General features: G+C 69.7%; 26 protein-coding genes. 11 read left to right on the top strand and 15 right to left on the bottom strand.

Annotated features, from left to right (window positions below; genetic code table 11):
• Positions 1-12: 12 nt before the first annotated feature.
• On the top strand, positions 13-789 hold the full coding sequence (locus QO010_RS03035) for an enoyl-CoA hydratase/isomerase family protein (RefSeq protein ID WP_307345768.1): 777 nt from the start codon (positions 13-15) through the stop codon (positions 787-789).
• On the opposite strand, the gene QO010_RS03040 is transcribed toward QO010_RS03035, so the two are convergent.
• Together QO010_RS03040 and QO010_RS03045 are read right to left on the bottom strand one after the other, a co-directional pair.
• On the bottom strand, positions 786-1,043 hold the full coding sequence (locus tag QO010_RS03040) for a hypothetical protein (protein ID WP_307345771.1): 258 nt from the start codon (positions 1,041-1,043) through the stop codon (positions 786-788). The genes QO010_RS03035 and QO010_RS03040 overlap by 4 nt on opposite strands.
• A complete protein-coding gene (locus QO010_RS03045) occupies positions 1,040-1,768 on the bottom strand; it encodes an EcsC family protein (RefSeq protein WP_307345774.1) in 729 nt (242 codons plus the stop codon). The genes QO010_RS03040 and QO010_RS03045 overlap by 4 nt, the downstream gene beginning before the upstream one ends.
• A gap of 97 nt (positions 1,769-1,865) precedes the next feature.
• Here QO010_RS03045 and aspS point away from each other — a divergent pair, with 97 nt between their 5' ends.
• Entirely contained in the window at positions 1,866-3,644 is a 1,779-nt protein-coding gene (gene aspS, locus QO010_RS03050; RefSeq protein ID WP_307345776.1) for an aspartate--tRNA ligase, read from the top strand.
• A gap of 13 nt (positions 3,645-3,657) precedes the next feature.
• Here the strand turns inward: aspS and QO010_RS03055 are convergent, their stop codons facing one another.
• From QO010_RS03055 to QO010_RS03065, 3 genes are all read right to left on the bottom strand, one after another.
• Complete coding sequence (locus QO010_RS03055) at positions 3,658-4,548, bottom strand: pentapeptide repeat-containing protein (RefSeq protein WP_307345778.1); 891 nt, start codon at positions 4,546-4,548, stop codon at positions 3,658-3,660.
• Between the two features lie 113 nt (positions 4,549-4,661).
• Positions 4,662-5,150, bottom strand: a complete 489-nt coding sequence (locus tag QO010_RS03060) for a pentapeptide repeat-containing protein (RefSeq protein ID WP_307345781.1) — start codon at positions 5,148-5,150, stop codon at positions 4,662-4,664.
• Positions 5,151-5,408: 258 nt separating this feature from the next.
• Entirely contained in the window at positions 5,409-7,901 is a 2,493-nt protein-coding gene (locus QO010_RS03065) for a TSCPD domain-containing protein (RefSeq protein WP_307345783.1), read from the bottom strand.
• A gap of 202 nt (positions 7,902-8,103) precedes the next feature.
• On the opposite strand from QO010_RS03065, the gene QO010_RS03070 reads away from it, so the two are divergent.
• Both QO010_RS03070 and QO010_RS03075 read left to right on the top strand, forming a co-directional pair.
• Positions 8,104-8,505, top strand: a complete 402-nt coding sequence (locus tag QO010_RS03070) for an NADH:ubiquinone oxidoreductase subunit NDUFA12 (protein ID WP_307345785.1) — start codon at positions 8,104-8,106, stop codon at positions 8,503-8,505.
• Positions 8,506-8,508: 3 nt separating this feature from the next.
• Positions 8,509-9,138, top strand: a complete 630-nt coding sequence (locus tag QO010_RS03075) for a DUF2155 domain-containing protein (RefSeq protein WP_307345787.1) — start codon at positions 8,509-8,511, stop codon at positions 9,136-9,138.
• On the opposite strand, the gene aat is transcribed toward QO010_RS03075, so the two are convergent.
• Genes aat through QO010_RS03095 form a run of 4 tightly spaced genes read right to left on the bottom strand, consistent with a single transcriptional unit; the run spans position 9,075 to position 12,116 of the window.
• A complete protein-coding gene (aat, locus tag QO010_RS03080; RefSeq protein WP_307345789.1) occupies positions 9,075-9,725 on the bottom strand; it encodes a leucyl/phenylalanyl-tRNA--protein transferase in 651 nt (216 codons plus the stop codon). The two genes, QO010_RS03075 and aat, sit on opposite strands and share 64 nt — an antisense overlap.
• Before the next feature lie 31 nt (positions 9,726-9,756).
• Complete coding sequence (gene accC / locus QO010_RS03085) at positions 9,757-11,100, bottom strand: acetyl-CoA carboxylase biotin carboxylase subunit (RefSeq protein WP_307345791.1); 1,344 nt, start codon at positions 11,098-11,100, stop codon at positions 9,757-9,759.
• A gap of 7 nt (positions 11,101-11,107) precedes the next feature.
• Positions 11,108-11,635, bottom strand: coding sequence for an acetyl-CoA carboxylase biotin carboxyl carrier protein (accB, locus tag QO010_RS03090; protein WP_307345794.1), 528 nt, complete (start codon positions 11,633-11,635; stop codon positions 11,108-11,110).
• A 40-nt stretch (positions 11,636-11,675) separates the two neighbouring features.
• On the bottom strand, positions 11,676-12,116 hold the full coding sequence (locus QO010_RS03095) for a type II 3-dehydroquinate dehydratase (protein WP_307345796.1): 441 nt from the start codon (positions 12,114-12,116) through the stop codon (positions 11,676-11,678).
• Between the two features lie 65 nt (positions 12,117-12,181).
• Between QO010_RS03095 and thiS the strand changes: the two genes are divergently transcribed.
• Positions 12,182-12,382 carry a sulfur carrier protein ThiS gene (gene thiS / locus QO010_RS03100; protein ID WP_307345797.1) on the top strand — a complete coding sequence of 67 codons (201 nt, stop codon included), beginning with the start codon at positions 12,182-12,184 and terminating at the stop codon, positions 12,380-12,382.
• Here thiS and QO010_RS03105 read toward each other — a convergent pair.
• Positions 12,379-12,927: a helix-turn-helix domain-containing protein gene (locus QO010_RS03105; RefSeq protein WP_307345801.1), complete on the bottom strand. Its 549-nt coding sequence runs from the start codon at positions 12,925-12,927 to the stop codon at positions 12,379-12,381. The genes thiS and QO010_RS03105 overlap by 4 nt on opposite strands.
• Positions 12,928-12,998: 71 nt before the next feature.
• On the opposite strand from QO010_RS03105, the gene QO010_RS03110 reads away from it, so the two are divergent.
• The 4 genes from QO010_RS03110 (at position 12,999) to QO010_RS03125 (ending at position 16,539) form a co-directional block, all read left to right on the top strand.
• On the top strand, positions 12,999-13,364 hold the full coding sequence (locus QO010_RS03110; protein ID WP_307345802.1) for a VOC family protein: 366 nt from the start codon (positions 12,999-13,001) through the stop codon (positions 13,362-13,364).
• Between the two features lie 76 nt (positions 13,365-13,440).
• A complete protein-coding gene (locus QO010_RS03115; RefSeq protein WP_307345804.1) occupies positions 13,441-14,070 on the top strand; it encodes a TetR/AcrR family transcriptional regulator in 630 nt (209 codons plus the stop codon).
• On the top strand, positions 14,063-14,593 hold the full coding sequence (gene fabA, locus QO010_RS03120; RefSeq protein ID WP_307345806.1) for a bifunctional 3-hydroxydecanoyl-ACP dehydratase/trans-2-decenoyl-ACP isomerase: 531 nt from the start codon (positions 14,063-14,065) through the stop codon (positions 14,591-14,593). Before QO010_RS03115 ends, fabA begins: the two co-directional genes overlap by 8 nt.
• A gap of 71 nt (positions 14,594-14,664) precedes the next feature.
• The gene (locus tag QO010_RS03125; protein WP_307345808.1) at positions 14,665-16,539 is read left to right on the top strand and encodes a TonB-dependent receptor plug domain-containing protein; all 1,875 of its coding nucleotides are present in this window, start codon (positions 14,665-14,667) and stop codon (positions 16,537-16,539) included.
• Here QO010_RS03125 and QO010_RS03130 read toward each other — a convergent pair.
• From QO010_RS03130 to QO010_RS03140, 3 genes are read right to left on the bottom strand one after another with little or no spacing between them, the layout of a single operon-like run.
• Positions 16,511-17,155, bottom strand: coding sequence for a VTT domain-containing protein (locus tag QO010_RS03130; protein ID WP_307345809.1), 645 nt, complete (start codon positions 17,153-17,155; stop codon positions 16,511-16,513). The genes QO010_RS03125 and QO010_RS03130 overlap by 29 nt on opposite strands.
• On the bottom strand, positions 17,152-18,198 hold the full coding sequence (locus tag QO010_RS03135; protein ID WP_307345812.1) for a ferritin-like domain-containing protein: 1,047 nt from the start codon (positions 18,196-18,198) through the stop codon (positions 17,152-17,154). Before QO010_RS03135 ends, QO010_RS03130 begins: the two co-directional genes overlap by 4 nt.
• A 12-nt stretch (positions 18,199-18,210) precedes the next feature.
• Complete coding sequence (locus tag QO010_RS03140) at positions 18,211-20,079, bottom strand: hypothetical protein (RefSeq protein WP_307345814.1); 1,869 nt, start codon at positions 20,077-20,079, stop codon at positions 18,211-18,213.
• A gap of 185 nt (positions 20,080-20,264) precedes the next feature.
• Here QO010_RS03140 and QO010_RS03145 point away from each other — a divergent pair, with 185 nt between their 5' ends.
• Together QO010_RS03145 and QO010_RS03150 are read left to right on the top strand one after the other, a co-directional pair.
• Positions 20,265-21,068 carry a thiazole synthase gene (locus QO010_RS03145; protein WP_307345816.1) on the top strand — a complete coding sequence of 268 codons (804 nt, stop codon included), beginning with the start codon at positions 20,265-20,267 and terminating at the stop codon, positions 21,066-21,068.
• Positions 21,069-21,117: 49 nt separating this feature from the next.
• Positions 21,118-22,770, top strand: a complete 1,653-nt coding sequence (locus tag QO010_RS03150; protein WP_307345817.1) for a tetratricopeptide repeat protein — start codon at positions 21,118-21,120, stop codon at positions 22,768-22,770.
• Here QO010_RS03150 and QO010_RS03155 read toward each other — a convergent pair.
• On the bottom strand, positions 22,767-23,015 hold the full coding sequence (locus tag QO010_RS03155) for a hypothetical protein (RefSeq protein WP_307345819.1): 249 nt from the start codon (positions 23,013-23,015) through the stop codon (positions 22,767-22,769). The genes QO010_RS03150 and QO010_RS03155 overlap by 4 nt on opposite strands.
• Positions 23,012-23,749: a DsbA family protein gene (locus QO010_RS03160; RefSeq protein ID WP_307345822.1), complete on the bottom strand. Its 738-nt coding sequence runs from the start codon at positions 23,747-23,749 to the stop codon at positions 23,012-23,014. Before QO010_RS03160 ends, QO010_RS03155 begins: the two co-directional genes overlap by 4 nt.
• Between the last annotated feature and the right edge of the window lie 6 nt (positions 23,750-23,755).

The raw sequence follows: 23,755 nt of genomic DNA on the forward strand, positions 1-23,755 counted from the left end.
GGAGCGAGAGCGATGAAGACGCAATACGGCGAGATTTCCGCTGCGCGCGAAGGTCATGTGGCCGTGCTGACCATCGACCGGCCGCCCAACAACCATGTCTCGGTCGACCTGATCCGCGACCTGGCCGACGCCCTTGAGGATGTCGACGCCGAGATTGAGCTGCGGGCCGTGGTGTTGGCCGCGGCCGGCAAGGTGTTCTGCGGCGGCGCCGACCTGACCGCCCCCACAGGCCTGCTGAGCGGCAAGGACACCACCCTGGAACTCTACAGTCAGGCCGCCCGGCTGTTCGCCGCGAAGAAGCCCATCGTCGCCGCCGTCCAGGGCGCCGCCATCGGCGCGGGGCTGGGCCTGGCTGTGATGGCCGACTTCCGCATCGCCGCGCCGGAGGCCCGCTTCGCCTCCAACTTCGTCAAGCTGGGTTTCCATCCAGGCTTTGGCCTGACCCACAGCCTGCCCAGGCTGATCGGCCAGCAGCGCGCCGCCCTGATGAGCCTCACGGGCCGCCGCCTCAAGGCCGACGAGGCCCTCGCCTGGGGCCTGGTCGACGCTGTCGAGCCGCTGGAGACCCTTCAAGCCGCCGCGCTGGCCCTCGCCAATGAAATCGCCGGAAACGCCCCCCTGGCCGTCCAGGCGACCCGCGCCACCCTGCGCGCCGGCCTGGTCGAGGCCATCAAGGCCCAGACCGACCACGAACACGCCCAGCAGGCCATCCTGCGCAAGACCGCCGACTTCGCCGAAGGCGTGCGGGCGGTCAGCGAGCGGCGGCCGGGGAACTTCACCGGGCGCTAGTTCTCGGGGTCGAACTCCCGTGAAATGGTCACCCTATTATAGGCCCACAGCCGAACCAGCTCCCAGCCGCCCGTGACCGCGCCGCTCAGCAACGACATGACGAGCGCGCCTCCAAGCCCCCATGCCGCGTCCTCCGGCGTGCGCGGCGTCGTTGCGATATGGAATCCGACCGCCGCGCCCACGGGGAGGGCCAAGAGGCCGAAGCCCTTCCAAAAGGCCGGCCAGGGCTCCGGTTTTCTCAGGATCTCGCTCAAGCGAACCACCGCATCCGATAGGCCCCCTTCGCCGTCTCGGCCAGTTTCTGCATCAGGTTGAAATTGACCAGCGCCCCGACCGGCGCCCCGACGACGGGGAGCATCTGGGCCAGTTTGGCCAGGTCGATGTGGTCGCGGTACTCCTGCTGGAAGCGGCGCCAGTCGAAGTCCTCCGGGCCGGCGGGCAGGGCGGCCAAGTTCTTGTCCCAGTTCGCCAGCCGCTCGAGCTGCTCGATCCGCGAGGCGCCGCTGGAGAAGGCCAGCTGGAAGATCCACAGCAGGTAGAGCCGCTCACGCCAGTCCTTGGCGTCGTAGCCGTAGAGCGCCGCCGTCTCGACCAGCAGCTTGAACTTCAGCGCCAGCAGGGCCGGGAAGTCGGCCGCCGAGCCCAGGAAACCCGCCGCGCCGGTCACCCCGCCCTCGGCCGCCGCCGCCGTGCGCCAGGAGGCGGTGGCGGTGGCGATGCTCTGTTCGCGGTCCTGCAGGCTGGCGCCCTTCAGGGGTTCGGCGGTCAGCCAGTCGGCGCCGGTGACGATGCCGCGGGTCAGGCCCTCGATAGCCTTGGTGATGGCCGCATGGACCTTCTCGGGAATCAGCCGGTTGACCGTGCCTTGGAAGTGCTTGGCGGCGGCGTCCATCGGGCCGGCCGGCTTGGTCAGCTGGGCCTTCCAGGCGGCCAGTTCGCGGCGGGCCGCTTCCTCGTATTGCTGGTCTGCGGTGGTCATGCAGCGCATGTAGGAGCGCTCGCCCCGCCTTGACAATCGGGGGTCGTCATGCGCCCTTCCGCGCCTCGCAAAAACCGCCCCAAAGACGGCTATTTAGATGCACGCCTATCGCTCCAATACCTGCGGCCAGCTCCGCAGCACCGACACCGGTTCGACGGTGCGCCTGTCCGGCTGGGTCCATCGCAAGCGCGACTTCGGCGGTCTGCTGTTCGTCGACCTGCGCGACCACTATGGCATGACCCAGCTGGTCGTCGGTCCGACCACGCCAGGCTTCAACCTGATCGAACGCCTGCGCGCCGAGAGCGTGATCCGTGTGGATGGCGAAGTCGTCGCCCGCTCTCCCGAGACCTTCAACCCCAACCTGGCCACTGGCGAGGTTGAGGTGCGGGTCACCAACCTTGAAGTGCTGTCTGAAGCGGCCGAGCTGCCGCTGCCGGTGTTCGGCGAGCCCGACTATCCCGAGGACATCCGCCTCAAGCACCGCTATCTCGACCTGCGCCGCGAGACCCTGCACAGGAACATCGTCCTGCGCTCCAAGGTCATCGACTCGATCCGCAAGCGCATGGTCGGCCAGGGCTTCCTGGAGTACCAGACCCCGATCCTGACGGCCTCCTCACCGGAAGGGGCGCGGGACTTCCTGGTCCCCTCGCGCCTGCATCCTTCGAAGTTCTACGCGCTGCCCCAGGCGCCCCAGCAGTTCAAGCAGCTGCTGATGGTCTCGGGCTTCGACCGCTATTTCCAGATCGCCCCCTGTTTCCGCGACGAGGACCTGCGCGCCGACCGCAGCCTGGAATTCTACCAGCTCGACGTCGAGATGAGCTTTGTCACCCAGGAAGACGTGTTCGCGGCCATCGAGCCGGTGATGCACGGCGTCTTCGAGGAATTCGCCGACGGCAAGGCGGTGACGCCCTATCCGTTCCCGCGCATCCCCTACCGTGACGCCATCGCCTGGTATGGCTCGGACAAGCCCGACACCCGCAACCCGATCAAGATGAGCGACGTCTCGGAAAGCTTCCGCGGCGGCGGCTTTGGCCTCTTCGCCCGCATCCTGGAAGACGCCAAGAACGCGGTCTGGGCCGTGCCGGCGCCGGGCGGCGGTTCGCGCGCCTTCTGCGACCGCATGAACAGCTGGGCGCAGGGCGAGGGCCAGCCGGGCCTGGGCTATGTGTTCTGGTCCGAAGACCAGGGCGGCTGGGGCGGCCCGATCGCCAAGAACCTGGGCGCCGAACAGGCGCAGGCGCTGATGAGCGGCCTGGGCCTGGGCCAGGGCGACGCGGCCTTCTTCGTCGCGGGCGATCCGAAGGTCTTCTACAAGTTCGCCGGCCTGGCGCGCACCCGCGTGGGCACGGAACTGAAGCTGATCCCCGAGGACCGGTTCGAGTTCTGCTGGATCGTCGACTTCCCGATGTTCGAATGGTCGGACGAGGAGAAGAAGGTCGATTTCAGCCACAACCCCTTCTCGATGCCGCAGGGCGAGCTGGAGGCGCTGGAGACCCAGGATCCGCTGTCGATCCTGGCCTACCAGTACGACATCGTCTGCAACGGCTACGAGCTGTGCTCCGGGGCGATCCGGAACCACAAGCCCGAGATCATGCTGAAAGCCTTCGAGATCGCCGGCTACGGCGCCGACGTGGTCGAGAGCCAGTTCGGCGGCATGCTGAACGCCTTCCGCTATGGCGCTCCGCCGCACGGGGGCCTGGCCCCCGGCATCGACCGCATCGTCATGCTGCTGGCCGGCCAGACCGCCATCCGCGAGGTCATCGCCTTCCCGCTGAACCAGCAGGGGCAGGATCTGCTGATGAGCGCGCCGTCAGAAGTTTCGGAGAAGCAGCTGAAAGAACTGCACATCCGCCTGGCGCCGCCGATCAAGGTCTGAGCCCCGGGGAAGCCTACTCCCCCGCCACCGTGACGTATTTCGGCGGGGCTGGCGGCCTGGGCGCCTTCGGGGGCTTGGGTGGCTTGGGGACGCGGACGCCGCTGACGACGATCACCCGACGTCCGCCCGTTTTGCACGGCCGCACCGTGAGGCCCGGGGGCAGGCGGGCGCCGGCGTCGCCGCAGGCCTCATCAAGCTGGTCCTGAGTGAGGCCGCGAGCGCTGGAGAGATCGGCGCCATCCAGCCGGGTGCGGCTGAGTTCGGCGCCGCGGAAGTCGGCGCCGGTGAAGATCGCGCCACTGAGGTCGGCGGTGCTCAGGTCGGCGCCGCGGAACGAGACGTTCTGGAACCGGCCGCCGTTCAAATGAGCCCCGGTCAGTTCGGCGTTGGAGAAGTTCGCCCCGCGCGCGTCCACGCCCATGGCCAGGATATGGGGCATGTCGACGCCGGAGAAGTTGGCGCCGGCCAGGATGGCCCCGCTGAAGTCGGCGGCCGGCAGTTCGGCGCCGGTGGCGCTGACCTTGGTGAGGTTGGCGCGGATGAATACCGCCCCCGCACCCTCGACGCCGTCCATCCGGGCCCCGGTGAAATTGGCCCCGACGAAGCGGGTGCCGAACAGCTCGGCCCCGCGCAGGTCGGCCCGCGACAGGTCCGCGCCGCTGAGGTTGGACCCATGGAACACCGCGCCGCGCAGGTCGGCGCCGCTGAGATTGGCCTGGATGAAGTTGGCGCCCATGAAGGTCGCGCCGACCAGCTTGCGGCCCGACAGTTCGCACTTGGCGCAGGAGCCGCCGAACGAGACCACCTTGGCGATGTCCTTGTCGTCGATCATGGCCTGGGCCTGCCCGCCGAACGCGGCGGTGGTCAGAACGGCCAGAATGGCGCCGAGGGCGAAACGCGACATTGATCATCAGCTCCGGGTAAAGGGTTCTACTGTCCCCGACACGACGATCTGACGCTTTGGCGCGCAGGGCGCCACTTAATTCGCGGTAATATCAGGGGAAACCGCCCGCCGCCCTAGCGGCAGGCGGGAATCCGCAGGCCGGCGGGCAGGGTGGTGGCTTCGTCGCCGCAGGCCTGGTCGAGCTGGCGTTGGCTAAGGCCCACGGCCCGGTCCATCTCGGCGCCCGAGAAATTCGTCCCGCTGAGGATGGCCCCCCGGAAGTTGGCGCCCTGCAGGTAGGTTCCCACGAAGCTGGCGTTGGTCAGGTTGGCGCCGACGAAGCTGGACGAGGAGAAGACACTGGCCGAGGCCTCGACGTCACGCAGGTCGCCGCCGGCGAAGCTGGCCCGGTTGTAGACCCCGGCCGAGAGGTTGGCCTGGCGCAGGCGGGCGCCGGAGAGGTTCAGGCCCTTGAGCGTGCGGCCCTCGAGGTCGGCCTGGAACAGGTTGCAGCGCGGGCAGCTGGCGCCGGCCTGGACGCGGGCGATCTGGCCGGCGTTCTGGGCCATGGCCGGGCCGCTGAGCGAGAGCGCGGCGATGGCGGCGAGGGTCAGGCGTTTCATCGGAAGGCGGCCTTCGTCGATTTGGGTCAGGAGTAACCTTACCCAAGCAAACTTAAGGCCAGGTGAGCGTCGGACCGAGGATAGGCACTCACGCCCAACCCCTACAACTCCGTCATCGCCGGGCTTGTCCCGGCGACCCATACACACCGACGATGACGATTGGCCGCCGGTCTGTCCGCGTTACCCTTGACGCCCGGAGTCTATGGGTGGCCGGGACAAGCCCGGCCATGACGGCTGAAATGTGGAGGGCTGAGGAGACTAGCCCGTCCGTCCATCCCCCGCCTGCGCCCCACAGGTCTCGCAGACGCCGTGGACCAGGGCCAGGTCCCCGCATGCCGCGCAGACGCCGGCGGCGCGCAGTTCGCCGGACGGCTCCTCGGCCTTGCGGCCGCCGAAGGGCAGGAAGACCAGGTTGTCGGGCGCCGCGCCGCGCGAGAAGCCCTTGGAGATGAAGTGCGAGGCCGGCTGCGGCTCGTCGGCCTTGCCCCGGCCCAGGCCATCGGCGTTGAGCTCTTCGCTGTCGGCGTTGGCCAGGTCGTCGCGGCCCAGGTAGCTGACGCCCAGCTCGCGGAACACATAGTCGAGGATCGAGGTGGCCGAGCGGACGCTGTCATTGCCCGTCACCGGCCCGGCCGGCTCGAACCTGGTGAAGACGAAGGCGTCGACGAACTCGTCCAGCGGCACGCCGTACTGCAGGCCGATCGAGATCGCGATGGCGAAGTTGTTCATCAGCGAGCGGAAGGCGGCGCCTTCCTTGTGCATGTCGATGAAGATCTCGCCGAGCTCGCCGTCGTCGTATTCGCCGGTGTGCAGGTAGACCTTGTGGCCGCCGACGGCCGCCTTCTGGATATAGCCCTTGCGGCGGTCGGGCAGTTTGCGGCGGCTGCGGTCGCGCTCGACGATCCGCTCGACGATACGTTCCGCCTGCGGCGGCGGATCGACCCGGCGCTGGGCCTCGGCGACTTCGGGAATGTCCAGACGGAAGAGGGCGGGGGCCGGGGCGCGGCGCAGTTCGACAGCCCGGACGCCCAGGGCGGCGGCCTGGTCGATGGCGGCCAGGGCTTCCAGGGGCGAGGAAAGGAAGGGCAGGTCGAGCGGTGTGACACCCGGCGCGGCGCAGGCGGTCTCCAGGGCGGCGGCCAAGGCCAGGCGGTCGGCGGGTGCGGGGGTCTCCCGCAGCAGCAGGCGGGCGGCGTCGTCGAGGCCCGGCAGGGTGTCGAGGCGGCCGTGTCCCAGGATGTGCAGCTCGGCGGCCGTCACGATCTCCCGGGCGAAACCGGCGAAGCCCAGGGTGTCGAAGGCCGGGTCGGCGAGGGCCTCGGCCGAGACGCCCAGCACGTCGGCCAGGAAGTCGGCCCCGACCACGGCGGGCGAGAAGGCGTCCGCCAGGCTGGCGGCCTGGGGCAGGGCCTGCTCGACGGCGGCCAGTTCGTGCGGCGAGAAGCCGACGCCGGCCAGGGCCGCGGCGTCGAGGCCCGGCGCGTCCTCCAGGGTCTGGCTGCCGAGCGCATGGCGGCGGGCGGAGTCGGGGTCGATCTCCAGGCGCTTGAGGACGCGCAGGGCCGGCTCGGACAGCACCCTGACGACCGCGCCATCGGCGGTCTCGGCGGCGGTGACCGCCCCGGTCCAGGCGGCGGCCCCCAGCGGCGCGCCGCCCAGGCGCAGGGAAAGCTCGGCGTCCTCGAAGGGCGACAGCAGGCCCTGGCCGGCGACGGCGGCGGCCTTCCAGAGGGCGGCTACAGCCTTGACGTCATAGGCCGGGCCGCCGGCCATCATCAGGTCGGCCGTGCCCGCCAGCGTCAGAGCGGGACGCCCGGCCCCTGCGTCGAGCTTCAGGGCCATAGCGACCAGGCTGAGCAGCGGGGCCAGGGTGTCGCCCGAGAGGCGGCCGTCGAGCAGGCCCATCAGGTCGACGGCGGCGGTGGGGCCGGCGGCGCGGGCGGCCAGGGTCTCGGCGTCGGCGGGTTTCAGGCAGACGGTGAGGCCGCCGTCGCGCCAGGCCAGTTCGGCCAGGCGGCGGCGCTCGGGGCTGTCGGCGGTTGGCAGCACGGCGATGGCGGTCGGGGCCGGGGCGGGCAGCAGATCGATGGGCGCCCCGGTGCGGGCGGCGGCTATCCCCAGGCCGATGGCGTCGGAGATCTGGGCGTCGGCAGCGCCGGCCTGGCGGGCGGCCAGGGCGGCGCGGGCCAGGGCCGGGTTGCCGGCGAGGTCACCGCAGGCGGCGGCGTCGCCCTCGCAGCGGCGGACCGCGTCGCTGACCTGCTCCAGCCGGCCGGCCAGGGCGCGGGCCCCGGTCTCGGCCAGGTCATGGGCCAGGCGGCGGGCGGCGAAGGCTTCCAGATCCTGGGCCAGGCCTGGGCCGGCCAGCACGGCGGGCGCCGGGCCTCTGGCGCGCCCGAAGGCGACCAGGCCCTGCAGCATGGCGGCCACCAGCTCGTCACGAAAGGCCAGGGCGTCGGCGGGCCGGTCGAACAGGCCCCCCAGCCAGCCCAGGGCGCCGATGCGGCGGGCGTAGCGGCCCGGGCCGCCGCCCAGCAGGCCATCCTCCGGGGTTTCGGCCAGCAGGCCGGGCGGCAGGTCGCCCGCCGGGAGTTCGGGGGGATGCGTCCAGGCCCAGTCCAGCCAGGCCTCGACCCGGGCGTCGGTCCAGCCCTTGGGGGCCAGCACCCCGGTCAGGGCGGCGGCGGTCTCGACCGTGCGCAGTTCGACCGCCGGCCCGGGGGCCTTGGCCAGTCGCCTCGCAAACCGCATTCGGGACGCCTCCTTCACCGGCCCGGAAGGTAAAGGTCGCCCCCCGGGCTCGCAATAGATGTTGCGGGGGTGCGACCACAAATCCACAAGATATGGGGTGCGGCGACACACGGGCGCGGCGGTCGGCTTTGCTGGACTGTGGCAGGGGCGCAAGCTATGGTCCGGCCGTTCTCGCAGCCCTTACCGACACTGGATTCCAAGCGTGTTCAAAGCGATCTTCACCTGGTGGAACGGCGCCACCCTTGGCCAGCGAATCCATATCGGCCGCCGCGGTCGGCTGGTCGGCCAGGACGAGACCGGCAACAAATATTACGAAGCCCGCGACGACAAGGACAGCTACGACAAGGGCCGCAAGCGCCGCTGGGTGATCTACAACGGCTATGCCGAGGCCTCGAAGGTCTCGCCCGACTGGCACGGCTGGCTGCACTATACGTTCGAGGAGCCGCCGACCATCGCGCCGCTGCTGCGCCGGTCGTGGGAGAAGGATCACCTGCCCAACCTGACCGGCACCGTCCACGCCTGGCGGCCGAAGGGCTCGATCGCCAAGGGCGGTCAGCGCGATCCGGCGACCGGCGACTATCAGGCCTGGCTGCCGGAGCAGTAGGGCGTGCGTCGCCGATATCAGCTTGTCCTGACCCTGGTCGCTACGCTGGCGGCGGGCAGCGCCGTCCTGGCCCAGAACACGCCACCGGCGCCGGCGCCTGAGAGCCCCGCGCCCACACCGGCTCCCGTGACGCCCAGCGCGCCGGCCCCGGAAGAAGCGCCGCCCGCGCCGCCAGCCGCCCCCACGCCCAAGGTTGAGGTCGCGCCCACCGAGACCGAAAAGCCCGCTGTCATCGACAAGAAGAAACCGGCCGCGGCCAAGCCGGCCGAGCCGCAGAAGCGGGCCCGCTCGCCGGCCGCCATCCTGCAGGCGCTCGACAAGGTCACCGCCGAGACCTTCCGCTTCGAGGCCCCGGTCGGCCAGCCGATCCGCTACAAGACCCTGGTGATCAACGTCAAAGCCTGCGAGACCACGGCCTCCGACGAACTGATCGCCGACTCCTCGGCCTATGTGGAGATCGTCAGCCAGCCCAAGGCCCAGCCCGGCCGGCTGCCGCCGCAGGCCAAGGGGGTGTTCAAGGGCTGGATGTTCGCCTCCTCGCCGGCCATCAATCCGGTCAAGCACCCGGTCTATGACGTCTGGCTGATTTCCTGCAAAACCGCCGGACCCGCGCCGTCGCCCGCGAAGCGGTAGAAGTCGCTCTCGACCGCCAGCGCTTTTTCCAGTCGCCGCCGATAGTCGGTCCGGCCGATTTCCCGCGCCCCGAACTGGGTCAGGTGGTCGGTGATGAACTGGGCGTCCAGCAGCACATAGCCGCCGGCCTTCAGCCGGGCGACCAGATGGGCCAGCGCCACCTTGCTGGCGTCGCGGGCGCGGCTGAACATGCTCTCGCCGAAAAAGGCCCCGCCCAGCGCCACGCCATAGAGGCCGCCGACCAGGGCGCCGCCCTGCCAGCACTCGACCGAATGGGCCAGGCCCCGCTCATGCAGTTCGCCATAGAGGTGCTGGATGGGCCGGTTGATCCAGGTTTCCGGCCGGCCGGTCACGGCTTCGGCGCAGGCCTCGACCACGGCGTCGAAGGCGGTGTCGATCCTGATCTCGAAGGGCCGGGCGCGAATGGTGCGGGCCAGGCGGGTCGGGACGTGGAATTTATCGAGGGGCAGCACGCCGCGCCGCTCGGGATCGATCAGGAAGACACGCTCGTCGTCCCGCGCGTCGGCCATCGGAAAGACGCCCCGGCGGTAGCAGTCGATCAGGTCCTCGATATCGAACGGGTTCACCCTGGCTTATCTAGCAGGGTGGCCGCCGATTTCATCCCTGGCTCGCGAGCCAGCGCTCCAGCCAGTGGATATCGTAGTCGCCGGCGATGATGTCGGGATTGGCCAGCAGGTCCTGGAACAGCGGGATGGTCGTCTCGATGCCGCCCACCACCATCTCGGCCAGGCACCGGCGGGTGCGGGCGATGCATTCCTCGCGGTCGCGGCCATGGACGATCAGCTTGCCGATCAGGCTGTCGTAGTAGGGCGGGATCGAATAGCCGGCATAGAGGGCCGAATCGAGCCGCACGCCCAGCCCGCCCGGGGCGTGGAAGTCGGTGACCCTGCCCGGCGAGGGGGTGAAGGTGCGCGGGTTCTCGGCGTTGATCCGGCACTCGATGGCGTGGCCCTCGAAGACCACTTCCTTCTGGGTGAAGGACAGCGGCAGGCCGGCGGCGATGCGGATCTGCTCGCGAACGAGGTCGATGCCGGTGATGCCCTCGGTGACCGGGTGCTCGACCTGCAGGCGGGTGTTCATCTCGATGAAGAAGAACTCGCCGTTCTCCCACAGGAACTCGATGGTGCCCACCCCCAGATAGCCGATCTTGCGGATGGCCTCGACGACGACATTGCCGATGTCGGCCCGCTCCTTGGCGGTCAGAGCCGGGGAGGGGGCCTCCTCCAGCACCTTCTGGTGGCGGCGCTGCAGAGAGCAGTCGCGTTCGCCCAGGTGACAGACATTGCCGAAGCTGTCGGCGATGACCTGCAGCTCGATATGGCGCGGCTTCTGGAGGTAGCGCTCCATATAGACCGCGTCGTCGCCGAACGCCGCCCGGGCTTCCGAGCGGGCGGTGGAGACCGCCTCGGCCAGATCCTCACGGGTCTTGGCGACCTTCATGCCGCGCCCGCCGCCGCCGGCGGTGGCCTTGATCAGCACCGGAAAGCCGATCTCCTCGGCGGCCGCGAAGGCTTCTTCCTCGGTGGTGACGGCGCCGTCGGAGCCGGGCACCACGGGGATGCCGGCCTCCTTCACCGCCTGCTTGGCGGTGATCTTGTCGCCCATCATGCGGATGTGCTCGGGCTTGGGCCCGATGAAGGTGAAGCCGTGCCGCCCGACGATCTCGGCGAAGCGGGCGTTTTCCGACAGGAAGCCGTAGCCGGGGTGGATGGCCTGGGCCCCGGTGATCTCGGCCGCGGCAATGATCGAGGGGATGTTCAGATAGCTCTTGGCGGCAGGAGCCGGGCCGATGCAGACGCTCTCGTCGGCCAGCCGCACCCACATGGCCCCGGCGTCGGCCTCGCTGTGCACGGCGACCGTGGCGATGCCCATTTCCTTGCAGGCCCGGTGGACCCGAAGGGCGATCTCGCCCCGGTTGGCGATGAGGATCTTTTCAAACACGCTGCGCCTACTCGATCACGGCGAGCGGTTCGCCAAATTCGACCGGCTGGCCGTCGACGACCAGCAGCTCGACCACCCTGCCGGCCTTGGGCGAGGGGATCGGGTTCATGGTCTTCATGGCCTCGATGATCAGCAGGGTCTGGCCGGCGGTGACGGTGTCGCCGACCTTGACGAAGGGCGGCGAACCGGGCTGGGCCTGTAGGTAGACGGTGCCGACCATCGGCGACTTCACCGCGTCGACCGCAACGGCGGCCGGGGCGGCGGGCGCGGGCGCAGCGGGCGCGGCGGCCACGGGCGCGGGAGCAGCCTGGGGCGCGTGCATCATCTGCGGCGCGGCGACCATCTGGGTGGGGGCGGCCTGCATGGTGATCTCGCGGGCGACGCGAATCTTCAGGCCGCCGTGCTCGACCTGGATCTCGGTCAGGCCGGTGTCGTTGAGGATGTCGGCCAGCTTGCGCACCAGACGGGCGTCGATGGCGCTGGCGGCGCCGCTTGGCGCCACGGCAGTCTCAGCGGCGGCCTTGGGGTTGGACATGAAAGGATTACCTTAGCTGTTGTCAGACAGGCCGGATCGGTCAGGCGCCGATCAGGCCGGCGGCGGCTTCCACCGCCAGTTCATAGCTTGCCGCCCCAAAGCCGGAAACAACTCCAGTAGCGGCCAGGGATACATAGGTCTTACGACGGAACGTCTCGCGGGCCGCCGGGTTCGACAGATGGCATTCGACGATGGGTATACTCAGAGTCTTCAGGGCGTCGAGCAGGGCCACGGAAGTGTGACCATAGCCCGCCGGGTTGAGAATCAGCGCCGACGCCGATTCCCGGGCCTCCTGGACCCAGTCGATCAGCTCGCCCTCATGGTTGGACTGGCGAAAGACCAGGGTCAGCCCACGGTCCTTCACCCGCGCCACGCAGCGGGTCTCGATGTCGGCCAGGGTGTCCCGGCCGTAGATTTCGGGTTCGCGCACCCCCAGGAGATTGAGGTTGGGTCCGCTCAGCACATAGATCGGTTTCGGCATTTAGCCCCGCCGTTGTTCGGCGGGTCTTGTATCGTCCGGCGGCCGGGGTCACAAGCTCGGCCGAGATGCGGATTTTTATCAATGGCGAAGAGCGGGCTTTCGAGGCGCCGCTGACTGTGGCCGGACTGGTCGCGGCCCTGGGCCTGGACGGCCGCAAGCTGGCGGTCGAACGCAACCTCGAAATCGTGCCGAAGTCGACCTACGCGGACGTGGCCCTGGCCGAGGGCGACCGGCTGGAGATCGTGACGTTTATCGGCGGGGGCTAGGGCCAGACCGTTTTGCCATCCAGCCTGACGGTGGGCTCCTGGCCGTAGACCTCCAATGTCACCCAGTCGTCGGTGACCACAACCTGTGAATGGCTTTCTGAATCGGTATCGTCGAAGCTGACCTCCAGAACGCCCCCGGGCCCGACCTCGTAAGCAAGCGCCCAGGGCTCGATGGCGACCTGTTGGGTTTTCGTGCTGCCGTTATGGAAGGTGAGGGTCCGCGCATAGGTCCGCCCCGTTTCCGTGGCCCGCGTGTTCCGCCAGGGCGTATGGACTGTGTACCGCCTCACCTCCGTCGGCGCGTCGCCATAGACGCCGATCAGGTTGCGGCGCTTCAGCCGCTCGACGGCATTCTGCACGGACCGCTTGGAAAGGCCTGTTCGTTCGGCCAACTCAGCGTGACTGAGGGCGATTCTTCCGCTGCTCTCGGCATTGGCCAGCGCCAGATAGACCAGAAAGGCCGATGGGTGACGGTCGTGTCCGACCAGGTCGACCATCAGGGTGTCGATCACGTAACGGTCGAGTTCGATGGGCGAGGCAGTCATTGCCATAGCATTGGCTGCCATACTTCCGGTCAGCAAGGGCAGCGCGCTAACAATCACGTCCGGAGGCCAAGATGATCAAGCAGCTGAAGTTCGTGAGCATTCCCACCCGCGACCAGGACGCGGCTCTGGCCTTCTGGACCGAGAAGATGGGCTTCCGCGTCGCCACCGACCAGCCCATGGGCCCAGGCCAGCGCTGGATCGAGCTCTCCATCCCGGGCGCCCAGACCGGGATAGTGCTGTTCACGCCCGAGGGGCAGGAGGACCGGGTCGGGACCTTCTTCAACGGCTCCTTCGCCTGTGACGACGTCGAGTACAGCTACAAGCAGCTCAGCGCCCGGGGGGTGGAGTTCGAGGGGCCGCCGGAGAAGCAGCCCTGGGGAACCTATGCCAAGTTCAAGGACCCGGACGGCAACAGCTTCGTGCTCTCCAGCCGCTGACGGAGGTTGGAAATAGCGCTTGCCGTCCGCGCGGGCTCCCACCTAAATTGAATTCAATTCAGAGTCGGAGCCTTCCATGGGCGTCACGAAGATCGGCACGCCCGAGCGCCTGATCCGCGCCGCCCAGGAAGAGCTGGTCCACACCCATGGCCTGCTGGAGATGCAGGCCGTCGCCAAACGGGCCAAGGTGTCTGTCGGGCTGGCCTACCACCACTTCGGGTCCAAGGCGGGCCTGATCGCCGCCGTGGTGGAGGCCTTCTACAACCGCCTCGAAGACGCCGCCTTTAGCCCCTCGAAGCTGGTTTCGCCCGACTGGGCGGGCCGGGAGAAGGAGCGGATCGCCGCCTATATCTCATTCCACTACGACCACCCGTTCGCGCCGCTGGTCGTCGGGCCGCTGAGCCGCGCCGCCGAGGTGCTGGATGTGGAACAGGCCTTCACCAGGCGCCAGCTGACCGCCGGCGCCTACAATCTGCGGGCAGGCCAGCGTGACGGGGTTATTCCCCCCGACCTCGATCCGCGCCTGACCATCGCCCTGCTGATCGGGGGCATCCGCCAGGCGCTGGTCGGCGCGCTGACGAGCCAGAATCGCCCCGACCGCGTCGAGCTGACCGAGAAGATCTGGGTCTTTGTCGCCGCCGCCCTGCGCCTGCCGGCGATGCAGGCTGCGGCCGGGGCCCAGGCCAGGAAGGAACTCAATGGCTGACCCCCACGCGTTTCACACCCCCAAGTCCCACTACACAAAGGACGACCTGCTGCTCTCCAGCCAGGGCGGCTATTTCGGTCCCGGCAATGCGCAGCTGCCCGCCCCGCCGATGCTGATGATGGACCGGATCACGCAGCTCAGCCTCGACGGCGGCGAGTTCGGGAAGGGGCACATCGTCGCCGAGCTGGATATCAACCCGGACCTCTGGTTTTTCGCCTGCCATTTCCCGGGCGACCCGGTCATGCCCGGTTGCCTGGGGCTGGACGCCATGTGGCAGATGCTGGGCTACTGGCTGGGCTGGTCGGGCTCGCCGGGCAAGGGTCGGGCCATTGGGGTGGGGGATGTCAAGTTTCGCGGCGACGTGACGCCCGCCACCCGTCTCGTGCGCTACGAGGTGAGCCTGCGGCAGGCGCGGCGCGGCCGGCTGGCGCTGGGGGTGGCCAACGGCCAGATGTTCGCGGACGACGCCTGCGTCTACCTCGCCACCGATCTGAGGGTCGGGATGATCAGGTCCGAGTCCTGAGGAGAATGTCTTCCCATATCCCCGCATAGATTGCACTGTGTCCTCGGCGACGAGGACGGGGGCGATTGCGGATGCGTTGGTGGCTGCTGGCGGGCGTGGGATTGGCGGCGGCCCACGGCGCTCAGGCCCAGACCGTGGACGAGGTGGTGGTCACCGCCTCGCGGCTGCCGGCGCTGGCCGGTGACACGACGGTCAGGACCCTGCCCATTGCAGGCCAGACGCCCGGCGCCAGCCTGGGCCAGGTCCTTTCCGGCCAGCCGGACATCTTCGTCCTGCAGCCCGGCGGCCGGGCCGGGGTGGGGTCGATCTATCTAAGGGGGGCCGATCCCAACTTCACCGTGGTGATGCTGGACGGCATTCCGCTCAACGACGCCACCGACAGCCGTGGCGGGGCGGTGGACGCCTCGGCGCTGGGGATCGGTGATCTGGAGCGGATCGAGATCGCGCCGGGGGTGCGCTCGGCGGTGCATGGCTCGGGGGCGCTGGCGGGGGTGATCAACCTGATCCTGCCGGCCGGGACCCAACCGGGCGGCAGGATCGAGGCGGGCGTTGGGAGCGAGGGGGACGGACTGGTGCTGGGCGCCTGGCGCGGACCGGTGGGCGGCTATGCCGGCGGGCTGTCGGCGCAATGGGAGGATGGCGGCGAGCCGACACCGGGCTCATCGTTCGAGGGCGGCTCGCTGAGCGGCAAGCTGGCGGCCGCGGATGCGGGTCAGGCGGGGCTGCGGAGTGCGGTGTTCCGCCTCTCGCACACCCAGAGCGAGGGCTTCCCGGACGACAGCGGCGGCGACCGGCTGGCGGTGATCCGCACGCCAGAACGGCGCGAGGCGGATCAGGGTGTCGGCGGCGTGCGGTTCGGCTGGGCGCTGGGCGGTGGGAGCGACCTGGAGGTCCTGGCCTCGGTCTTCCGCCGCGAGGAGGACATCGACAGTCCCGGCGTCGCGCCCGGCCTGCGTGACCCGTTCGGCCTGCCGGCCTCGCAATCCTCGACCCGCTTCACGCGCAGCCGCCTCCAGGCAGTGTTGCGCGCCGAGCCGGCGGCGAACTGGCGGCTGGCGCTCGGCGCCGAGGCCCAGCGCGAGACGGGGGACAGCCGGGGGACCCTGACGTTCTTCGGCTTTCCGCTCCCGACCAGCTTCGACCTGGAGCGCGACACCGTCTCGGCCTTCGCCGAGGCCGGCTACCGGAACGGCGGCTGGAGCCTGGACCTGGCGGCCCGCGCCGACCGGCCCGAGGGGTTCGATACCCGCGCCACGGGTGGCTTGGCCCTGGCCTGGGCCGCGCCGGACGGCGGCTTCACGGCCCGGGCGGCGGTGGGCAGCGGCTTCAAGGCCCCCAGCTTCTACGCCCTGGCCAACCCCCTGGTCGGCAACCCGGCCCTGCGGCCCGAGACCAGCCAGGGGATCGACCTGGCCCTGGCCTGGCGGCTGCCCGGCGGCGGGCGGTTCGAGGCCGACGGCTTCTACAGCCGCTATCGCGACCTGATCGACTTCCTCCCGACGCCGTTCCCGCACCTGGAGAATGTGGCGGCGGTGGTGTCGCGCGGGGTCACCCTGACCGGCGAGACGCCGCTGGGCGAGACGCTGACCGTCAGGGGCCGGCTGGCCTACATCGAGACCTATGACCGCGGCACGGGCGCCCAGCTGCGCGGCCGGCCGCGCTGGCGGGGCGGAGCGGATCTGGACTGGCGGGTAGCGCCGAGCCTGACCGCCGGCCTGACGCTGGACTATGTCGGCGAGCGGCTGGAGTCCTCGATCCCCACCGCCGACATCGAGCTGGATGGCTATGCGACCCTGGCCGCCCGGCTGACCTGGAAGCCCCGGGACGATCTGGCCCTGACCGCCTCGGTGGAGAACCTGACCGACACGGACTACCAGACCGGCGCCGGCTTCAGCGGCCCCGGAACCACGGCCCGCCTCACGCTGCGGCGGACGTTCGGCGGCTGAGGCGGACGAGCAGCCAGGCCAGGGTCGGCAGGCCCGCCGCCGCCGCGAAGGCCAGCAGGAACGACCCCTGCGACAGCGCCGCCGCGCCCACGCCGGCATAGACGGCGGCGACACCGGCATTGGCCAGGCTGGTGACCATCACGAACCGGCCCAGCGGGACGCCCGCCGCGCCGGCGGCCAGGGTGGTGGCTTCGGCCAGCACCGGCACGGCGCGGGTCAGGGCCAGGGCCGGACCGTCGACCCGACCGGAGAGCCGCATGGCCTTGGCCAGTTCCGCTTCGCCCAGCAGGCGGCGGGCGAGGGGCCGGCCCGCCTGCGCGCCCAGCCAGTAGCCCAGCAGGCAGCCCAGGGTCATGCCGAGCCAGATCAGCACGCCGCCGAGCACCCAGCCGAACAGGGCCCCGGCCGCCACGCTGACCAGGCTGGAGGGCGTGGGCAGGATGACGTCCAGGGCCAGCAGGACCACGATCAGCAGGGCGATCAGCGGCCCGTGGGCCGCCGGGCTGGCGAACACCTCGCCGACCATGCGGGTGATGGTGGCGTCGAACAGCATCCAGGGGACCAGGATGAAGGCCAGCAGCAGGACGATCGCGATAGTCCAGCGAACGGCCGTCATTGCGGACCCACATAGAGATAACGCGGCCCGGCGTACTGTCCGGCATTCGGGCCCTTGGTCAGCTGTTGTTGCAGCAGCTCCTCGGCGGCGTTCTTGAACTCGAACATCACCGCCGTGGCGTCGAACAGCCGGTGCGGCTGGCCGTTGAAGGTCAGATGCAGGGCGTTGAGCAGCTTGCCGTAGATGATGTCGCATTCGTCGGCCAGCCGCTGGGCCCGCCAGTCGCCGGAGAAGTCGACGAGCTGGGGATTGTCGACCATCGGGGTCACGTCGGCCTTGTCGTCGACGGTGATCGGCTGGTTGGGATCGAAGGCGTAGCCCGGCGGGTGCGGGTCGGGGACGATGGTCATCCCCTTGGCCAGCTCCTCGAAGCGGTAATAGTGGGCCAGCTCATGGCTCATATCGAGCGGCGAGGCGGGCGTGCCCTCGCCCTGGCGCACGATGACCTGGATGGCGGCGAGCGCGGTGTCGACATCGATGACCTCGATGGCGCCGGGCATGTCGGTGACCTGGCGGGCGCGGTCGCCGGTGAAGATGGCCGGCCCCAGCCGTTTGATCTCGGCCGCCACGGCTCCGTAGAACTGGCCGATGGTCTGGTATTTCGGGGCGACGGCCGCCAGGGCCATGGGCTTGACCGGAATAGTGATCGGCTGCTCGGGCTCTTCGATGTTCATGAAGACGTCCTGCACCGTTCCTTGCGAGTAGCGGACGATGCCGACCTCCAGCCCCTTGGGTCCGTCCTCGTAGCCGATGCCCATGGGCAGCGGCCCCGGATAGCTCGGGATGAAGCCCTTGGCGTTGATGGCCGGGGCGCCGCCGATGGCGTTGAGGATGTTCGACGCCAGCAGCATGTGCAGCATCTCCTGCATCACCACGCTGCGGATGATGGCCCGGGCCTGGGCCACGCCCGGGGTGGCCGCCGCCAGGGTGTAGAAGGCGGTCAGATACGGCGGGATGGTGGCGTGTTCGAGCTGGACGGCGTTCTGCAGGGCCGTCTGGAGACCGTCGAGACCGGAGACCGGCGCCGCGCGCAGGTAGAGCATGGGTGTCTCCGATCAGGGTTTCTTGGCGGGTTTGGCCGGGGCGCGGTTGATCCGCCCCAGCGCCGTGGTCTTGCCGCCCAGGCCGGGATCGAAGCCGTCCTGGGAGGGCGGCCCGGCTTCGGCGGCGGCCATGGCCTTGGGCGCGAAGGGCTTGACCGGCGGGCCCCGCACATTCTCGCCGGCCATGACCCGGTCCAGGAATTTGAGCAGCAGGGCCCGCTTGCCGTCCGACAGGTCGCGCACGACCGGCATGTGGTTGGGGTGCTCCAGCGGCAGCAGCAGAGCGTCGTGGATCCGCTTGGCGTAGCCGGCGACGGCGTCGTAGTCGCCCAGGTTGACCACCGGATGCAGCGGCGGCTTGGCGGCGAACGGCACATAGCGGTCGGGGCCGTGCGGGCGGGGATAGAGGTTGGCGTACTGCATGAAGATCGGCAGCACGTCGGGCCACAGCGGCTTGTCCACCGGCTTGACCGCGTTGAACAGCAGGATGGAGATGAAACAGCTGGCGTCGAAGTCGGTCCCGGCCGAGGCCGCGCCCTTCACCCGGACCTCGAGCGCGTAGAGCTGGCCGTCGATATAGCCGCGGGGGTTGTTCGGGTCGGTGGCGGCGATGACGATATCGGCCCAGCCGTCCTTGTCGGTCGGCTTGGCGGCCTTGGGCTTGACGGCCTTGAGGGGGACGGCGACGTCGGGCGTTCCGGGCCCGCCGCCGATGCCGTTGCCGGTGACCGCGGTGACGATGGTCTGGCCGGCGATCGGGGCGCCAAAGCGGCTGACCTGGATCCGGGCGGTCTGGCTGACCGTCGGCTCCATGCGCAGCACGAAGTCGTCGGGCCGGCAGAACAAGCCATCGGCGGGTTCGACCGCCAGCGGTGACAGGCCGGCGAAACTGGCCCCGGCCGCGATGGGGCCCGCGACGATGGCCAGGGGCGCGCCCTCCACGGCCGCCAGTTCGGCGACGCCGAGGCGGCGGTCGGGCGGGAAGGCCTGGATGGCCGCGGTGGCCTCATAGAAGCCGGCCGCCGTGTAGGGGGCCAGAGCGCCCAGGTCGATAGCCGCCCCGCCGGCGCCGGACGCCACCAGGCGCAGATCGCCGGTGTTGGCCAGCGGGCCGCCGGAGATCGTCGTCTGGATCGCCCCGCCGAAATCCACCCAGACCTTGCCGCCCTTGCGGTCCAGCCAGGCGATGACGTTGTCGAAGGTCTGGCCGGTCGGCCCCAGATGCCGGCCGGTGACGAAGTGATCCGGCTCGCCCGCCAGTGATGGCCCGATGGTCCCCACCAGCCGGCCGTAGCCCCGCCGCGCGCCGACCATGGCATAGCCGTCGACCATGAACTTGACCGAGAGCCGGTCGGGCAGGCTGGCCGCCCTCAGGTCCTTGAGCGCCTGGGAGCCGGAGATGTCGCCCCAGATCACATGGGTCAGCACCGACTGGTAGGTGCAGGAGGCCCCGACATCGCCGCCGGACTTCTGGGCCCGGCCCCAGATGTCCCAAATGCCGGTGGGCTCGAAGTCGCCCTGCATCAGCACCGCGCCCTGGCCGTCGCAAATGCGCATCTTCAGGCCATAGATGGTTGAGACCAGCTGCTGCTCGGAATCCAGGTCGACCAGCTTGGCGCTGACCCGGTCGCCGGCGTCGCGCAGGTCCATGCCGACGACCGGGTCGGGCTTGCCGGAGGTATCCGACGAGGCGCAGCCGGTGATCCTGCAGTTGGAAAGCCGCCAGGCCCCCGTGCCCTCAGGCTGCCACCAGCCGTTGGTGGTTCCTGGCCCCGGCAGCTGGTCGTTCGGCCGCTTGAACCTGGCGTTGTTGAAATGCAGCGGATCGTTGTTGACCGTCGAGACGTCGGCCCGGAAGTCGCCGGCGAAATGCAGTCGCACAGGATTGAGATAGGACACGGTTCGCCCCCTTGGGCCGGCCTGGCCGTTGCGGAGAGCATTTCACCGAGCCAGGCCGGCGGCAATCTGTGATTGTATCTATTGATGAAATAAACGACAGGCCGCCGCCTGGAATTTCATTCGCCCGGACGCTTCGCGCGTCGCCTTATCCGGCGTAAACATCGGTCATGAACGCGCCCCTCTCCGCTCAAAGCGTCACCCCCGAAGACAGCTGGACCGTCGCCGGCCGCACCTTCACCTCGCGGCTGATCGTCGGCACCGGCAAATACAAGGACTACGCCACCAACGCCGCCGCCGCCGAGGCGGCCGGGGCCGAGATCGTCACCGTGGCGGTGCGGCGGGTGAACATCTCCGATCCCAGCCAGCCGCTGCTGATGGACTATGTGAAGCCCGACCGCTTCACCTACCTGCCCAACACCGCCGGCTGCTTCACGGGCGAGGAGGCGGTGCGGACGCTTCGTTTGGCCCGCGAGGCCGGCGGCTGGGACCTGGTCAAGCTGGAGGTGCTGAGCGATCCCAAGACCCTCTATCCCGACATGGAGGAGACCCTGCGGGCGCTGAAGCTGCTGGTCGCCGAGGGGTTTGCGGTGATGGTCTATTGCTCGGACGACCCGGTCTACGCCCGCAAGCTGGAGGAGGCCGGGGCCGCGGCCATCATGCCGCTCGGCGCCCCGATCGGCTCGGGCCTGGGCATCCAGAACCGGGTCAATATCCGGCTGATCGTCGAGGCGGCCAAGGTGCCGGTGCTGGTCGACGCCGGGGTGGGCACCGCCTCGGACGCCACGGTGGGCATGGAGCTGGGCTGCGACGGCATCCTGATGAACACCGCCATCTCCGAGGCCAAGGACCCGGTCCGCATGGCCCGGGCGATGAAGCACGCCGTCATCGCCGGCCGGGAAGCCTATCTGGCCGGCCGTATGGCGCGGCGGCTCTACGCCGATCCATCTTCACCCCTGGCGGGATTGATCTAAGTCCAACCTTACAGCGTATAACCGGCAGGAAATCTCTGGGGAGTTTGCCGTGAACAAGACCGCTATCTGGTTGAGCCTCGCCGCCGCCCTGGCCGCGCCGGCCATGACCATCGCCGAACCCGACCTGCCTAATCCGCAGGTTCAGATCTGTGGCGAGGCGCCCGCCAGCGGCGGCGGCGACGCCAACGCGCCGCCGATCATGGTCGCCGGCTTCGGCAGCACCGGCTATCACGCCGACACCGACAACGCCCAGGCCCGGGCCTGGTTCGAGCAGGGCGTGCGGCTGTTCTGGGCCTTCGACGAGAGCGAGGCGATCCGCGCCTTCGTCTATGCCCAGAAGCTGGACCCGAACTGCGCCATGTGCGCCTGGGGCGAGGCCTGGGCGCGCGGCCCGACCATCAACTATCCGGTCAGCGAGCCGGACCGCGTCCTGGCCCTGGCCGCCGCCGACAGAGCGGTGAAGCTGTCGGGCAAGCTGAACGAGCGCGACAAGGGCCTGATCGCGGCCATGCGGGCCCGCTACCTGCCGGGTTCCACCAAGGCCAGCAACGCCGCCTTCGCCATCGCCATGCTGTCGCTGGCCGACCGATTCCCGGAGGACAATGACGTCCTGCTGCTGGCCTCCGACGCCCAGCTGATCAACACCTCCACCGACGTGCTGAACAATCCGCGCCTGATGAACATGCTGGAGACGGTGCTGGCGCGTGACCCCAACCAGAGCTTCGCCATCCACCTCTATATCCACGCCACCGAGTGGGCGAACGATCCGGGCAAGGCCGAGTTCTACGCCAACAAACTGGCGGCCCTGACGCCGGGGGCCAGCCATCTGATCCATATGCCCAGCCACACCTTTTACAATATCGGCCGCTACGAGGACGCGGCGATCGCCAACTACGAGGCGGTCAAGGCCGACATCCGCTACGCCGAACTGGGCAAGCCGCCGGGCGGGGCGACCCGCAGCCCGCTGCATCGCCACAACATCCAGTTCGGCCTGGGCGGGGCGCTGATGTCCGGTGACGCGCCCCGGGGCCTCTACCTGGCTGACCACATGATGACCGCCTATGACGACACCAGCGCCGGCTGGAGCGGCTTTTCCCGCGCCCATGCCTGGTACGCCTACGGCCAGCTGGCCGATCCCGACAAGGTGCTGGCCATGCCCGCGCCCATCCCCAAGGCGGCCTATCTGCGCGTCGCCTGGCGCTATGCCCGGGGCGAAGCGATGTTCCGCAAGCGCGACGTGGCCGGACTGAAGGCCGAGCTGGCCGCCCTGCGCCGCGAGCAGTCGGCGGTCTCGCCGCCCAAGAGCGCCGACTTCGCCAAGACCTACAAGGCGCTGGTCCTGATCCCCGGCCTGGTGCTGGAGGGCCGGCTGGCCGTGCTGGAGAACCGCCCCGCCGCCGCCGTCAACGCGTTCGGCAAGGCCGCCAAGCTGCAGGACGGCGCCTGGATGGGCCAGGACCCGCCGCTGTGGTGGTATCCGGTCCGCCGCAGCCTGGCCGCCGCCTACCTGCGCCAGGGCGACCTGACCCGGGCCCGCGCCGCCGCCGAGGCGTCCCTGAAGCTGCGGCCCAAGGATCCGACCTCGCTGTTCGTGCTGTCAGAGATCGAGACCAAGGCCGGCAACGCCGACACGGCCGCCAAGGATCTGGCGGCGGCCAGGGCCGGCTGGGTCGGCGGGGCTTTCAGTCTGGACGCGGCCTAGCGGAAATAAGGAGGCGGCGGGCCGTACTGGGTTGAAGCGATCGCCAGCAGCGCTACGCCCAGCACGCTCATCAGGCCGACCAGGGACCAGAAGAGCCGTGGCTCGGCCGCGCGCGTGATCTCACGGCGCGCCCAGAATAGGCCGCCACGCCGCAGGGTGAACCAGACAAGGCAGAGGCAGGCGACGCCGGCCAACCCCGCGCCATAGCCCACCAGCGGCGGGCCGATGGGCCCAAACCGGTTCAAGAGGCTTTCAGCGCCTTCTCGATCGCGGCGGCGAGGCGGGTCATGTCCTCGCCCTCGACGATCTGGTCGCCGACGATGAAGTGGGGGGTGCCGCTGGCGCCGACCTTCTTGGCCAGGGCGCGGACGTCCAGAAGCTGAGCGTCGGCGGCCTTCTGGAAGGCCGGGTCGAGCATGATCTTGGGATCGACGCCGCGCGCCTTGAGGATGGCGTCAACGATCTCCGGATCGAGCGCATCGGCGGCCATGAAGTCGTGATAGACGCCGACATAGTCGCCGCCGGCCTTCCTGGCGGCCAGGGCGGCGCGGGCGGCGTAGAGCGAGTCCGGCCCGAAGATCACGAACTCCTTGAACACGAAGCGGATTTCCGGGTGCTGCTCGATCAGGGCCAGCACCTTGGGCGCGGCGTTGATGCAGTGGCCGCAGCGGTAGTCGTAGAACTCGGTGACCGTCACCCTGCCGTTGGGATTGGCCACGAAGTCGCGCGGGTCCCGCTCGAGCTGGCGGCGGATCTCCGGGTCGCCCAGAGCCCGGATCGCCTGCTTGTTCTGCTCGGCCAGCTCCTTGGCCTCGAGCGCCGCCATGGCCTCGCGGATGACCTCCGGGTGCTCGAGCAGATAGGCGTGCACCTTGTTGTCGAAGGCGGCGTCGGCCGGCGACTTGCCGCAGCCGCTCAGTGCCAGAGACGCTGCGAGGCCGACCGCGGCGAGGGCGGTCGGCCGGAGAAAGGCGGTCATGGAAGC

It is taken from the genome of Caulobacter ginsengisoli, from assembly GCF_030814835.1.
GTDB classification, from domain to species: domain Bacteria; phylum Pseudomonadota; class Alphaproteobacteria; order Caulobacterales; family Caulobacteraceae; genus Caulobacter; species Caulobacter ginsengisoli.

Bases quoted from the DNA above. Each gene is read 5' to 3' on its own strand.
- QO010_RS03095 (WP_307345796.1), bottom strand. From the start codon at position 12,116: ATGCCGAAACCGATCTATGTGCTGAGCGGACCCAACCTCAATCTCCTG.
- QO010_RS03105 (WP_307345801.1), bottom strand. From the start codon at position 12,927: ATGACTGCCTCGCCCATCGAACTCGACCGTTACGTGATCGACACCCTG.
- QO010_RS03145 (WP_307345816.1), top strand. From the start codon at position 20,265: ATGAACGCGCCCCTCTCCGCTCAAAGCGTCACCCCCGAAGACAGCTGG.
- QO010_RS03065 (WP_307345783.1), bottom strand. From the start codon at position 7,901: ATGCGGTTTGCGAGGCGACTGGCCAAGGCCCCCGGGCCGGCGGTCGAA.
- QO010_RS03160 (WP_307345822.1), bottom strand. From the start codon at position 23,749: ATGACCGCCTTTCTCCGGCCGACCGCCCTCGCCGCGGTCGGCCTCGCA.
- QO010_RS03045 (WP_307345774.1), bottom strand. From the start codon at position 1,768: ATGACCACCGCAGACCAGCAATACGAGGAAGCGGCCCGCCGCGAACTG.
- QO010_RS03055 (WP_307345778.1), bottom strand. From the start codon at position 4,548: ATGTCGCGTTTCGCCCTCGGCGCCATTCTGGCCGTTCTGACCACCGCC.
- aspS (WP_307345776.1), top strand. From the start codon at position 1,866: ATGCACGCCTATCGCTCCAATACCTGCGGCCAGCTCCGCAGCACCGAC.
- thiS (WP_307345797.1), top strand. From the start codon at position 12,182: ATGCGGATTTTTATCAATGGCGAAGAGCGGGCTTTCGAGGCGCCGCTG.
- QO010_RS03060 (WP_307345781.1), bottom strand. From the start codon at position 5,150: ATGAAACGCCTGACCCTCGCCGCCATCGCCGCGCTCTCGCTCAGCGGC.
- QO010_RS03035 (WP_307345768.1), top strand. From the start codon at position 13: ATGAAGACGCAATACGGCGAGATTTCCGCTGCGCGCGAAGGTCATGTG.
- QO010_RS03110 (WP_307345802.1), top strand. From the start codon at position 12,999: ATGATCAAGCAGCTGAAGTTCGTGAGCATTCCCACCCGCGACCAGGAC.
- accB (WP_307345794.1), bottom strand. From the start codon at position 11,635: ATGTCCAACCCCAAGGCCGCCGCTGAGACTGCCGTGGCGCCAAGCGGC.
- QO010_RS03125 (WP_307345808.1), top strand. From the start codon at position 14,665: ATGCGTTGGTGGCTGCTGGCGGGCGTGGGATTGGCGGCGGCCCACGGC.
- QO010_RS03135 (WP_307345812.1), bottom strand. From the start codon at position 18,198: ATGCTCTACCTGCGCGCGGCGCCGGTCTCCGGTCTCGACGGTCTCCAG.
- QO010_RS03130 (WP_307345809.1), bottom strand. From the start codon at position 17,155: ATGACGGCCGTTCGCTGGACTATCGCGATCGTCCTGCTGCTGGCCTTC.
- QO010_RS03115 (WP_307345804.1), top strand. From the start codon at position 13,441: ATGGGCGTCACGAAGATCGGCACGCCCGAGCGCCTGATCCGCGCCGCC.
- fabA (WP_307345806.1), top strand. From the start codon at position 14,063: ATGGCTGACCCCCACGCGTTTCACACCCCCAAGTCCCACTACACAAAG.